We start from the raw sequence: 12,055 nt of genomic DNA, 5'->3' as shown, positions 1-12,055 counted from the left end.
TCCTAATAACTCACGATTTTCCAGCGGTAAAAGCCCAGAAAGTAGGGGTTGTCGGGCCGGGGGTGCCAGTATTTCTGGGGGTGCTTGTTCAGGGTTTCCAGGCTCACCATGCGCACCTCCCCCCCTTCGGAGGGGGCGTAGCCGGTGTGGTAGACCACCAGGTTATTGCCCAGGTACACCATGCTGTGATAGGCCGAGCCCCGGGCCAAAGGGCGCACGAAAAACAAGAGGTCGCCGCGCCGGGCTTTGTCGGGGGTGCGGCCCAGGAAGACGCTCGAGTACCGCATCAGGTACATGGCGCTGGCCCAGGGTACCAGGCGGCCCGCCTGCACATCGTCCGGGCGGTAGGCCCCCGGCGCGATGCGGAAGACCGCGCGGCCAATCTGGGGCAGGGGATAGGCGCTCAGGGGCGGGGCTGCTACCCTGGGCAGGTAGGGAAACTTCTGGAACCAGGCCGCGGTTTTGGGCTTCAGGGCCTCGAAAAAAGCAAAGCGCAGCAGGCCGGCGCAGTCCTGCTCCTGGGGGGGCCAGGCGGGCGAGGGGGCGGTGAACTGGGCCTCGGCAATAGCGGCAAACCACTCCAGAAACGCCTCGCGCTGCACGGCGCTGTGGAACTCGGCAACGTCGGGATAGCCGTCCTGGTCGAGGTCGGCAAGGTTAGACGACGGTGCGGCCAGGCCTATCGCCAGAATCAAACCAAGTAGCCCCACCTGGTGTTTCATGACCAATTCCGATTGTAGCGTGACCCAGGGTAAGCTAGGGGCCGTCTAAAGGCTGGCTCAAGGCGGTGTGGAAGGCTATGAACGACTGGAGTTGGGTGGTGCTGGGACTGGGGGGACTCAGCCTGGTGGGGCTGCTGTGGGCAGAGTGGCAGAATCGGCGCGCGGCTCGAGCCCTCTTCAAATCCCTGTGTTCGTTGGGGTTCCTGCTCTTCGCCCTCAGCCTGGGCCTGGATAGCTTGTTCGCGAGGCTCATCTTTGTGGGGTTGCTGCTTTCGGCGGTGGGGGATGTGCTTTTGCTCTTTGGCTCGAGCCGGGCCTTTCTGGCCGGTTTGGGGGCCTTTCTGCTGGCCCACCTGGCCTACCTGGGGGCTTTCGTGCAGGTGGGCGCGCCCTCCTTGGGGGGTTTGCTGCTGGTGCTGGCGATGGGGTATGGCTGGCTGCGCTGGCTGTGGCCCCATCTGGGAGGCTGGAAGGCCCCGGTGCTGGCCTACGGGGTGGTCATCAGCCTGATGCTCTGGGCTGGGCTGGGCACTGCCCAGAGCGAGATCTGGCTGGGGGCGCTGCTCTTCTACCTTTCCGACCTGTTCGTGGCCCGCCAGCGCTTTGTGGTGCAGCAGCCGCTGAATCCGTTGCTGGGCCTGCCACTTTACTACGCAGCCCAGTACCTGCTGGCCTGGGCCGCACGGTAGGTTTACGGGTGCTGGGTGGGAGGCGGCTCGAGCGGCCCATTGCTCAGAGCGTTTCCCACAATTCGGAAAAGAACCTGACACCGCCCACCGCACGTACTTCCACGAACTGCGCCTACACGCCCGGGTCGTTGAGCGGGGCTTTGTGCGGCGGGTTTTGCTCGCACGATGGGGTGGTGGCCGGGCGGTTGCTGGAGGGATGGAGGTACCAGGTGGTCACGGGGGAGAAGGGGTATCTGAGCCGGGGCCTCAAGGCACGGGTGCCCGGCAGGGGGTGGATCTGATTGCCAAGCACAAGTACAACCATCTTGCGGAAGGCTCTGGTCACCAGCATGAGCAGGACGGCTAGATTCGGCTGCTGACCGGCCACTCCTGTCTTGCCCACGTTTCCAGCGTCCCTGGTCGACTAGCTGCCCTGGGAGGATCATCGTGGGTCGGGGCTCGAGCTCCTACGCCACTACCCCTAGAGGGGTACAGCCTCCTCGAGGAACCAGAGCCCCCCCCCTGGCCCGCAGCTGGGCGAACTCCTGGGGGAGAAGCCCCTTGGGCTCCTCCCGGCCCTGCCGCAGGGAGAAGAGAAGCCGGGCCCGCTCCAGGGGATCCTTGGGGAGGTTAGGGGAGACCACCAGGAGGTCTATGTCGCTTTCCAGGTTGAAATCCCCTCGAGCGACCGAGCCGTAGAGGTAGACCTCGGCCTCCCCGAGAGAGTTCCGTACCCGCTGCGCATAGGCCCGGGCTTCCTGGAGGAGGGCCTCGCGCTCCTCAGCCCTTCTGGCCAGAGCAGAGGCCAGGATACTTCTCATACCGCCTCCCGAACCCAGGCGAGGATACGTCGGGCCGCCCGGAGGGCCTCCTCGGCCCGTCTAGGGTTGTAAAACTCGAAGGGGCTTCCCTCGGGGTAGGCATCGGGGTAGCGCGCGGGGATGTAGTGGATGTCCAGCTCCTGGGCGGCCTCGACGAGCTCCTCGGGGACGTCTACATGGCCCGCCCTCAGCTCCTCGAGGAGGCGCATGATGCTGTGCCCATAGGCCGGCCGCCCCAGCCCCCTGAGAAGCCCCTTTATGGCATACTCCCCTGCCTGCTGGGCCTTGAAGCAGGCCCAGTCGAAATCGCCGCCCTGGGCGTCCCTCTCGGCTGAGGTGAGGGTGTGCCGGGCCTGGGCCAGCCAGCGCTCGAGCTCCTGCAGGTCCACGGAGGGTATTGTATAGCCCCACGCACTTGGTGAGCGCTCGAGTGAGGATTGAATCCAACGACAAAAGCCTCACAGCGTATCCCCAGTACCACACCGCACAGTAGCCCTCGTGGGCAAAGCAGCCATGCGGGCATGTAAGGTGTTTTATCGGGAACCACTGTCGAACGTACCTTAGGGTTCTTATCGTTGGCTAATTTCGCATAATACACATTATGCGAAATATATCCAAAAGAGAAAGAAGCATAACGCCACGGCCACCCCACAGGGGGGCCATTGTGTCCGAGCCCTCACCCCAGGCTCTCACCTGAGTGCAACGACCCATCCCAGCGCTCGTCCTGGACGACGTTCAAGAGACCCTCTTGCACGCCCCGCCGAACACCTGTTCGACGGCTGTCCAGTGGAGGCTTATTGCCTTGACATCGTGGTTTTCGGTGTTCACCGGGGGCTATTTCTTCTGAGCAGAAAAACCCGGCTAGCTATCCTGTACCCGAGGTGAGAGTATGAGCATCGGTAAACGCTGGGCTGAACCAGAATACGGCCTACCCCCGCACCGCTTCCCCATCAAAGACCGCATCGAGTTTGAGGAGAACGGGGTGCGCTGGAAGCTGGTGGGCTTTGACAAGGTGCCTTTGTGGACGCCCGACTACGGCTGGGGCTACCACGCCCTCTACAAGGGCAGCGACGGCTCCTGGGGCGAGTGGCGGTTCCAGTACAAGATTGACAAAATCTACTACGAGAACGTACCCTTCCACCGCATGTCCAAGGACGCCCGCTTACCTGATTGGGCCCCCAAGGAGTAGCGTTTTGGGGCCAAAAGCAAAACCCGAGGATTCGTACCCTCGGGTTTTTCCGTTCTAGACTGGCTTTATTGATATGCCTTAGGCCGCTGTCGAGGCTGTTGAACTAGTCCATCTCCTCCTCGGGCTGGCTGGGCAAAGGGTTCTCGCGCGATCGCAGAATGCGGGCAATATCGGCCAGCTCCTCCTCAGTCAACCAGTCGCCGTAGAACGAGAGATTCTCGTACCCCTCCGGGTCGAGGCCTTCGCGATCTTTCTCGGGCCGGTAACTCAATCGCATGTTCCGCATATTTCAATCCTTGCCCGGATTTTACCCCAGGTGCAAGGGTCTACCCCCGTACCCGGCCGGCCGCTTAGGGGCACCGGTGGTAGCATGAGGCCATGCGCTTCCTCGCGGTGAGTGGGTTGCTGCTGGTTTTGGGGCCGGTAGGCTGCCAATCCACCCAGCTTCAAACACCCGCGCCGGACACCGGCGGGATCGTCGAGCTCAACCGCCAGCTGGGCCGGGGGGTGAACCTGGGCAACGCCCTCGAGGCCCCCTGGGAAGGGGCCTGGGGGGTCAGGCTGGAGGAAGGGTTTTTCGAGCTGATCAGAGAGGCGGGTTTCAAGACCATTCGGCTGCCCGTCAGCTGGACACACCATGCGGGGCGGGCCGCACCCTACACCATAGACCCGGCCTTCTTCAGCCGGGTGGACTGGGCCGTCACACAGGCCACCCGGCGCGGCCTCAACATCGTCGTCAACGTGCACCACTACGACGAGCTCAACGCCAACCCCCAGGCCGAGGAAGCCCGCTACCTATCCATCTGGCGGCAGATTGCTGAGCGCTACCGCAACCAGCCGGGCAGTGTGTATTTCGAGCTGCTCAACGAGCCCCACGGCCGGTTCAACGACAATCCCCAGCTGTGGAACGATCTCTTGGCCAAAGCCCTGCGGGTGGTGCGGGAGAGCAACCCCAGCCGGGCGGTGATTGTGGGGCCGGTGGGTTGGAACTCGCTGTGGCGGCTGTCCGAGCTGCGGCTGCCGGACGATCCCAACCTGATCGTTACCTTCCACTACTACGATCCCCTGGAGTTCACCCACCAGGGGGCTGAGTGGCTCAACCCCGTTCCACCTACCGGTGTGGTCTGGAGGGAGAACCAGGGGGCCTTCGCGGCGGGCTGGCAGAACTGGTCCTGGGGCAGCCGGGTCGGTTTTGTGGGTGAAGCTTTAGAGATCACCTACCAGGAAGGCTGGGCCGGGTTCTATTTGCACTCGGACGCTGGGGTGGAGGGGTATGACCGTCTTGCCTTTAGAACCAGCGCACCCGTGAGCCTGCAGGTCTCGTGCCGCCGGGATGCCCCTGCAAAAGCTGTCACCACCAGCGGCGGGGTGGAAACGGTGGTGAACCTCTCGGAGTGCGGCAACCCCAGCAGGCTTACAGACCTGATCTTGCAGAACAACTCCCCCAACGCCCGAGCTGCTTTCCGCCTGGAGAGGCTGGAGTTACGGGGCCCTGGAAGCCCCCTGGCCCTGCTTACCCACCAGCAAAACGCCATAGCCCAGGCCATGGAGTTTGCCCAGCGCTGGGCTGAGCAGAACCGGCGCCCCATCTTCGTGGGGGAGTTCGGAGCCTACGAGAAGGGCGATCTGGACTCGAGGGTGCGCTGGACAGGGGCGGTGCGCTCGGAATTGGAGAAGCGCAATTTTAGCTGGGCCTACTGGGAGTTCGCAGCGGGCTTTGGCATCTACGACCGCACCACCCGGCAGTGGCGAACCCCTTTGCTGAAGGCCCTTGTACCGGAGCAACCGTAGCCTCCAAGCCCTGCTGTTTGCCGCCGCACTGGAAAACCGGTGTCATAGCTCCGTCCATAGGCCGATGGTCTATGCTGTGCTCGAGTACCGGGTGTACCGTAAAGCCTTCGCCCGGTCACCCGACGTGCAAGGGGCGTAGGGTATCTTGCCCCCTTCTAGAAAGCTCGAGGCGGGTACGGGGGCAAGGATCCGCTCAAAGCGCGGCCCAGGGTGGGGGGTCTTACCCACTGATCGTTACCTGCTTGGCACTACCATTTGCTAATATCGGTAACAGCCATGGTCTTGCACAAGGAAGCTGCAGAAAGCGATGGGGGGTTGAAAGCCCCTGCGGCTGAGCCCGGGGTGTTGGCCTGATGCCGAAGAGGGTGCTGCTTTCCTGGAGTTCCGGCAAGGACAGCGCCTGGGCCTTGCACATCCTGCAGCAGGATCCGGAGGTGGAGGTCATCGGCCTCCTGACAACCGTGAATACCACCCACGGGCGGGTCGCAATGCACTCCACCCGTCTGGCCCTGCTCGAGGCCCAGGCCCGGGCGGTCGGGCTCCCGCTTCACCTCGTCCCCCTTCCATGGCCCTGTTCCAACGAGGTCTACGAGCGTGCAATGCGCGCGGCCATCGCCGACGGGCGCAGGCGGGGAGCAACCCACCTGGCCTTCGGAGATCTGTTTCTGGAGGAAATCCGCGCCTACCGGGTCAGGCAGCTCCAAGGCACCGGCCTCGAGCCCCTCTTTCCGTTATGGCACGAGCCAACCAGGCCGCTCGCCCGCCGTATGATCGAGGCCGGCCTCGAGGCGGTGGTTACCTGCGTGGATCCGAGGAGGCTCCCGCCGTCGTTCGTCGGTCGTACCTTCGATCAGGCATTCCTCGACAATCTGCCGGGGGGCGTTGATCCCTGTGGTGAAAACGGCGAGTTCCACACCTGTGTTCTGGCCGGGCCGATGTTCCGCAAGCCCCTGTGCGCGGCGGTGGGCGAGGTCGTGGAGCGCGACGGGTTTTACTTTGCTGATCTGGTTCCGGCGATGCCCGCGGGGTGAGAAACTGTCTTAAAACCGTCTAGGAGGCCAGTCTCCTGACCATGAGCCGGATCATCGCCGCGTAGATCAGGGTTTCTGAGGTTTCGGACAGTGGCTCGTAGTCCCGGTTGAAGCTCAACCAAGCAAAAGTGCGCTCCACTCCTGGGGATAACCACAAAGCTGCGATACCCTCCGGTCTTCGGCCAGGCCGTCGGGTATGGGTTTGTCTTTGGGCCACCAGATGCCGCATAAGTTAGCATCGGGTCGCTCCAGCCCAAGGTGGTCTTGACCCACCCCTCGAACCGGCGTTTGTAGCCACAAATGGCAGCAATCTCTCTGGGTGGCCCCAGCAGCTTGCAGCAATACTTTCCCACCCTCAGCATCGGTGATCTGGGCTGGCAGCACCTTGACTTTGAGCACCAGCCCTCTACGACCCTTGATTTTCTTGCCACCGTCGTACCCCCTGACCCCCTTTTTCACCGGTCTTCACGCTTTGGCTGTCCAGACTGCCCGCACTCGGGTAGGGGTCTTCTCCCGCAATGTGGTGTGCAGACGCTCGAGGAAACCACTCTTACGCCACAGCCGAAAGTAGTGATAGACGGTTTTCCAGTGCGGCAGGAGCAACCCCCACGGGTGATGTGGAAGATGCCATTGAGGATTTCCCGCCGGCTATTTTCCCTGGGTCTACGAGTGTACCAAGAGGGTTCAGGCATCAACGGCCCGAGTATCGCCCACTCCTTGTCCGATAAGTCGCTCGGATAGCGGCTTTCTCTGGGTTCCATGGGTGATTATATTGTCTGGAAGAGTTTTAAGACAGTCTCTTAGCATTCTTGAGCTCAATCGGGGTGCCGGTGAAGCCGATAAAGTAGGCGTGCTGAAGGGCATCGCGCAGGTGGCGAGCAAAGCCGCCAACGAAGACGTACTGGCTACCCCGAGGTACGAGCTTCGCTGTAAGTCAAGGCGAATACCGTATCGGCCAGCCAGCGACGGAACGACTCATTGTCGCTGAATTGCTTAAACAGCTCGGTATCATCCTTGAGCAGCGCGGTCATCACTCGAACCAGGGCCCTATCGTGCTCAATCCGTGCGTTCTGTTTGTCAGAATTCTTGCGCGCGTTCTGGTAGGCGGTGTCCGCGGCTACACGGGCAGGAATCTCCTCGGTGATCAGCTTACGCACCCGATCGGCGTCGCTCCAGGGAATGTTGCCGAACTGATCGTTAAAGGCCTTGAGGATGTTTGAGAGACGGTCGAGCTGCGGTTCGGGCTTGCGTCCGCCACCCACCGTGGGCACCGGTTCGATCTCGGTATCCGCATCGGAAAGTGCGATCCTCATGCTCGCCTGCTTTTCCACCCGGTAACTGTCCATATCAATCGCCTCGAGGATGCCCTTGGCGAGGTCTTCCTCTTTTGGAGCCGGCAGCTTGGGTACCAGGAACTCTAGGAAGATCGATAGCTTCTCCCACTCGGCGTTGGTGTAGGGCAGGATTGAAGACAGAAAGTTATAGGTTCGCAGAAAGGCCTTGGCCTTGCCCTTGAAGTCCACCTGACCATCCTCATCGAGTTGCTCCAGGTAGGTGGCGACGCAGGCATCAAGGATCGGGTCGAGCCGGTCGCGCTCGGCCCCGCTCAAATAAAGCCGCACCAGCTCATCCACTTGTTCAGGCGCGTACACCTGGTAGCCATCCAGGTCGGCCTTCAGGTCGTGCAGCTTGTTGGGGTCGGTTTCGTCGGCAAGGATGGTCGTCCGGTAATAGGGCTCAAAGGCCTGTCGTATCACCTCTGGATCGTTGACGAAATCCAGTACAAAGGTGTCGTGCTTCTGGGGGTGGGCGCGGTTGAGGCGGGAAAGCGTCTGCACCGCCTTGACCCCGGAGAGCACCTTGTCCACGTACATGGTGTGCAGGAGCGGCTCGTCATAGCCAGTCTGGAACTTATCGGCGCAGATCAAAAAGCGATAGGGGTCTTCCCGGATCCTGTCGGGAATTTGGGCCGAGGGAAAGCCGTTGAGGCTCGACTCGGTGACCTTGACCCCGCCGTACTCGTACTCACCCGAGAAGGCGACAATCGCCCGGTAAGGGCTCTTACGTTCGGCCAGGTATGCCTGAAAGGCATGGAAGTACTGAATGGCGCGCTCGATGCTGCCGGTGATCACCATGGCCCGCGCCTGGCCGCCGATCTTGCCCTTGGCGATCACCTGCTCGTGGAAGTGATCCACCATGATCTCGGCCTTGAGCCGGATGGCGTGCTCGTGGCCCTCCACGAAGCGGCGCAGTTTTTTCTGTGCCTTTTTGACGTCGAACTCCGGGTCATCCTCGATGGTCTTAACCAGCTTGTAGTAGCTCTTCACCGGCGTATAGTTGGCCAGCACATCCAGGATGAACCCTTCCTGGATGGCCTGTTTCATGGTGTAAGTGTGGAACGGGCGATGCTTTACTGTACCGTCGGGCTGTGGGTCGGGCTCGCCGAATATCTCCAGGGTCTTGTTCTTGGGGGTGGCGGTGAAGGCGAAGTAGCTGGCATTCGGCAAGAGCTTGCGCGCCTCCATCAGCCGGTTGATCTGATCTTCGAAGGTCTCGTCATCTTCTTCCCTACCTGCCTCCGACAAGGCCATGCTCATCTTGGCCGCGGTGCGACCGCCCTGGCTCGAGTGCGCCTCATCGATGATGATGGCGAAACGGCGCCCGCGGTGCTCGTTGCCGATCTCATCGAGGATAAACGGGAACTTTTGCAGCGTTGTGATAATGATTTTCTTGCCACTCTGGATGAAGCGCCGGAGGTCGCCGGCACGCTCGGCGTGCCCCACCGTAGCGTTCACCTGGGCAAATTGCTTGATCGTGTCACGGATTTGCTGATCCAACACGCGCCGGTCGGTCACCACGATGATGGAATCGAAGACAGGCCTGCCATCCTTCGCCAGGCCGATCAGCTGGTGGGCCAGCCAGGCGATGGAGTTGGACTTGCCACTGCCGGCGGAGTGCTGGATCAAATAGCGTCGGCCTGCACCGTTTGCCGCCGCGTCCGCCAAAAGTTTTCGCACCACATCAAGCTGGTGGTAGCGCGGGAAGATCTGCCGGCGCCGTTTCCTGCCGGTCTTGGGGTCTTTTTCCTCGATGAGTTGCGCGTAGTGCTCGAGGATATTGGTCAAGCTCTCGCGGGTGAGTACCTCCCGCCACAGGTAGTCGGTCTTGAGCCCCTGCGGATTGGGTGGGTTGCCCGCGCCGTCGTTCCACCCCTTGTTGAAAGGCAAAAACCACGATGCCTTGCCCTGAAGGTGGGTGCAGAACCACACCTCGTTGTCGTCCACAGCGAAGTGCGCCACGCAGCGGCCCAGTTCAAAGAGCTTCTCACGCGGGTTGCGATCGCGCCTGTACTGCTCGATGGCGTCGTGCACCGTCTGTTTGGTCAGACGGTTTTTAAGCTCGAAGGTGAAGACCGGCAGGCCGTTGATAAAGAGCGCCAAGTCCAGTGCCCGCTGTGTCTCGTCGCGGCTATAGCGCAGCTGGCGCGTGACACTAAAGCGGTTCTGCTCAAACAGTACCCGCGCTTTCTCGTTTTCAGGAGAAGGGGTGCCGTAGAAAAGCTCGATGCGGTACGGCCCGTGCTGAATCCCGTTGCGCAACACGTCCACTACCCCGCGCTTGCTCACCTCACCCTGAAGCCGCGCCAGAAACTTGCGCCGCGTGGGGCCGTCGTTATCCAGATCGAGCGCTTCAGCCACCTTAGGCTGCGTCGAGCGCAGAAATGCCGCAAGCTGAACCAGATCAACGCAATATTCCCGGTCGTAGTCGGCCGGATCACCCGGCAGCCAGCCCAAGCCGCCGTAGGCTGCTGGCGGCTCAGCAATCACTGCCGGGGAGCCGGCAGGCCGGGGCGCACAGTCGGTGCCGGTGAGCGCCCGACAGATCAGCGTCTCGAGCCCGGCTTCGCTGATGTCGGTGGGTTTCATGGTTTGTCGTCACAATGTCCGGCTGATCCGACAGCCTTAAGGAGTGCATCGCGAAAACATTGAAAGCTTGGCGATCGGCAGCGATTCGGATCGAGGTTCTGACCAATGGTTCGCGCAACCTCGATCTTTGCAAGCCCACCTTTGAAGTAGCCGTACCGCTGAAGGAGCCATTCAAACGCCTCCCAGGTTCCCCCAGCTATCGCATCCGAGTTGCGATATCTTTGGGGTAGGATCGCTGGGAGCTTTGGGTAGGCAGCACACACGGTATCCCACGCAGCGAAATACCAGGCTTCCAATTCCTCGATGACAATCCGGTTCACCAGTTGCCAGCATGAGGGCGAACGAGTGCGTGAACGCAACCCTACCTTGGCAGCAATATCTTCCATACGCTGCTTGAGTCGCCGGCAATCGTCATCATCCCGATCCACGACAACCACGATTCGCCAGTCCTGAGGCAACCATGCTGCGTATCCGCGGAGTCGCGCCTCCAGCTTGGTGAGCAAGTCCTCCTTGCCCTGAAATGGATGAATGGCAAAGGTCCGGTCTTGGGGCAGCAATCGGGGGAGTAAGCCCTGCAGGAAGGCCTCCATGGACGGCTCTTCCACGAGAATTTCGTAATGCAAGGTCATCATGGCCTGCCTCCCTGCACTGGAATCGACGGCATTCCTTCGTTGACGAGCGGGTCGCCAACGCCCAGGTACCCTTCCATCCAGAGATGTCCCAACAGGGCTCCGTGCTGGACAAAATCTGCCACGCCTTCGATGTCCGCAACCCGTTTGTTTCGCGTGTACCCCTGCTCATCCCGCCACAACACCCACACCTCCTCAGGACGGAGGGCATTGAGAAAGAAGGGCGAATGCGTGGTAACAAGGAGTTGCGTCCGTTCGCTAGCTTTCCGGCATTCCTCCGCAAGTTCGGGCAAGAGGCGCGGGTGCAGGAAATTTTCCGGCTCCTCAATACCGATGAAGGGTGGCGGCGTAGGATCGTACAGAAGCACCAGGTAGGCGAGCATTTTCAGCGTCCCATCCGAAGCGAAGCGGGCGAGCACCGGGTGCGAAAACGGCGCGTCCTTAATCTGGAGCAGCAACCGGCCATCCGGCATCGTCTCAGAAAGCACCTTCTCGATGCGAGGGACACGCCGACGCAACGCCTCGAAGATTTCTTCCAGCCGATCCGGATGTTGCTCTGACAAGTATTGGATCACGTTAGCCAGGTTGTCGCCGGTGCGCGACAGCCGTTCCTGAGGGCCAGCTTCGGGTTGCCCCCGTGCGCTGTCCGCCGAAAGATAGGAAACATACCAACCGGTGATGAAGTCACGCAACGCGGCCACACGCGGATGTTCCTCGAACTGCCCCAAGGCATTGACCGCCAGCAAATCAGCACTCTTTAGGGGAATGTCAACGCGCTGATCTTTCTCGTCAGGCAATTCGCCACTGACCGCTCGGCCTTTGCCCTCGCGGTAATCCAGAAATCGGAACGGTTTGCCGCGCGGGCCGCGTCGCCACTGTAACCACTCTTCCACGACAACGGGGCTGCCGCCCTTCTCATCTACGCTCAGGTGATAGGTAATCAGCGGGTAACCAGGTTCCCGATACTTGATCTCGAGGGTGATCGGACCTTCGGCATCGCGTGACCGGAGTTCTTTTGCGCGCCCGCGTTTGTCCCACGCCCGGCGCAGCCCCATCTCGAAGCACTCCGCCAGAAAAGCAAACACGTCGAACACTGTGGATTTCCCGCTGCCATTGGGTCCAAGCAAGACGGTGAGCGGTGAGAGATTGTTGAACTCCACGTCCCGCAGGACTCGAAAGTTCTGTACTTTCAGGTACTCAACACGAGGGGGCAAGGCAGGCTTGTTTACCGGCTTTCTCCCCCTATCTTTTTCGTGATGATTCATTGCCTCACCTCAG

At 61.3% G+C, this 12,055-nt stretch carries 12 protein-coding genes and 2 pseudogenes; 4 read left to right on the top strand and 10 right to left on the bottom strand.

Annotation, left to right across the window (positions count from 1 at the left end; translation table 11 throughout):
* Positions 1–2 precede the first annotated feature (2 nt).
* Complete coding sequence (locus MTAI_RS14165) at positions 3–722, bottom strand: DUF1175 family protein (RefSeq protein ID WP_027888826.1); 720 nt, start codon at positions 720–722, stop codon at positions 3–5.
* Between the two features lie 77 nt (positions 723–799).
* Here MTAI_RS14165 and MTAI_RS14160 point away from each other — a divergent pair, with 77 nt between their 5' ends.
* Entirely contained in the window at positions 800–1,411 is a 612-nt protein-coding gene (locus tag MTAI_RS14160) for a lysoplasmalogenase (RefSeq protein ID WP_036197520.1), read from the top strand.
* 112 nt (positions 1,412–1,523) lie between these two features.
* Here the strand turns inward: MTAI_RS14160 and MTAI_RS14155 are convergent, their stop codons facing one another.
* The 3 genes from MTAI_RS14155 to MTAI_RS14145 all read right to left on the bottom strand — a co-directional run bounded on the left by MTAI_RS14155 (position 1,524) and on the right by MTAI_RS14145 (position 2,600).
* Complete coding sequence (locus MTAI_RS14155; RefSeq protein ID WP_131455706.1) at positions 1,524–1,715, bottom strand: hypothetical protein; 192 nt, start codon at positions 1,713–1,715, stop codon at positions 1,524–1,526.
* Positions 1,716–1,857: 142 nt separating this feature from the next.
* Positions 1,858–2,211, bottom strand: coding sequence for a nucleotidyltransferase domain-containing protein (locus MTAI_RS14150; RefSeq protein ID WP_245453153.1), 354 nt, complete (start codon positions 2,209–2,211; stop codon positions 1,858–1,860).
* Positions 2,208–2,600 carry a HEPN domain-containing protein gene (locus MTAI_RS14145; RefSeq protein ID WP_027888830.1) on the bottom strand — a complete coding sequence of 131 codons (393 nt, stop codon included), beginning with the start codon at positions 2,598–2,600 and terminating at the stop codon, positions 2,208–2,210. The genes MTAI_RS14150 and MTAI_RS14145 overlap by 4 nt, the downstream gene beginning before the upstream one ends.
* A gap of 500 nt (positions 2,601–3,100) precedes the next feature.
* Between MTAI_RS14145 and MTAI_RS14140 the strand changes: the two genes are divergently transcribed.
* Positions 3,101–3,400 carry a hypothetical protein gene (locus MTAI_RS14140; RefSeq protein WP_027888831.1) on the top strand — a complete coding sequence of 100 codons (300 nt, stop codon included), beginning with the start codon at positions 3,101–3,103 and terminating at the stop codon, positions 3,398–3,400.
* Between the two features lie 103 nt (positions 3,401–3,503).
* On the opposite strand, the gene MTAI_RS14135 is transcribed toward MTAI_RS14140, so the two are convergent.
* A complete protein-coding gene (locus MTAI_RS14135) occupies positions 3,504–3,686 on the bottom strand; it encodes a hypothetical protein (protein ID WP_147370692.1) in 183 nt (60 codons plus the stop codon).
* A gap of 92 nt (positions 3,687–3,778) precedes the next feature.
* Here MTAI_RS14135 and MTAI_RS14130 point away from each other — a divergent pair, with 92 nt between their 5' ends.
* The gene (locus tag MTAI_RS14130) at positions 3,779–5,191 is read left to right on the top strand and encodes a glycoside hydrolase family 5 protein (protein ID WP_051349854.1); all 1,413 of its coding nucleotides are present in this window, start codon (positions 3,779–3,781) and stop codon (positions 5,189–5,191) included.
* Between the two features lie 353 nt (positions 5,192–5,544).
* Positions 5,545–6,222, top strand: coding sequence for an adenine nucleotide alpha hydrolase (locus MTAI_RS14125; RefSeq protein ID WP_187388637.1), 678 nt, complete (start codon positions 5,545–5,547; stop codon positions 6,220–6,222).
* 19 nt (positions 6,223–6,241) lie between these two features.
* Here the strand turns inward: MTAI_RS14125 and MTAI_RS15750 are convergent.
* The 5 genes and pseudogenes from MTAI_RS15750 to MTAI_RS14100 form a co-directional block, all read right to left on the bottom strand.
* Positions 6,242–6,983, bottom strand: a pseudogene (locus MTAI_RS15750) (transposase).
* Between the two features lie 50 nt (positions 6,984–7,033).
* Positions 7,034–7,129, bottom strand: a pseudogene (locus MTAI_RS15745) (hypothetical protein); the annotation flags it as partial.
* Complete coding sequence (locus MTAI_RS14110; protein ID WP_027888418.1) at positions 7,128–10,148, bottom strand: type I restriction endonuclease subunit R; 3,021 nt, start codon at positions 10,146–10,148, stop codon at positions 7,128–7,130. The gene MTAI_RS14110 and the pseudogene MTAI_RS15745, both read right to left, overlap by 2 nt.
* Entirely contained in the window at positions 10,145–10,780 is a 636-nt protein-coding gene (locus MTAI_RS14105) for a DUF4276 family protein (protein WP_027888417.1), read from the bottom strand. The genes MTAI_RS14110 and MTAI_RS14105 overlap by 4 nt, the downstream gene beginning before the upstream one ends.
* On the bottom strand, positions 10,777–12,042 hold the full coding sequence (locus MTAI_RS14100) for an AAA family ATPase (protein WP_043983451.1): 1,266 nt from the start codon (positions 12,040–12,042) through the stop codon (positions 10,777–10,779). The genes MTAI_RS14105 and MTAI_RS14100 overlap by 4 nt, the downstream gene beginning before the upstream one ends.
* Positions 12,043–12,055: the final 13 nt, after the last annotated feature.

The sequence above is a fragment of the Meiothermus taiwanensis WR-220 genome (genome assembly GCF_003568585.1).
GTDB lineage: Bacteria > Deinococcota > Deinococci > Deinococcales > Thermaceae > Meiothermus > Meiothermus taiwanensis.
The sequence above is the reverse complement of the archived record's forward strand: the minus strand, read 5'-3'. Positions and strand labels throughout refer to the sequence as shown.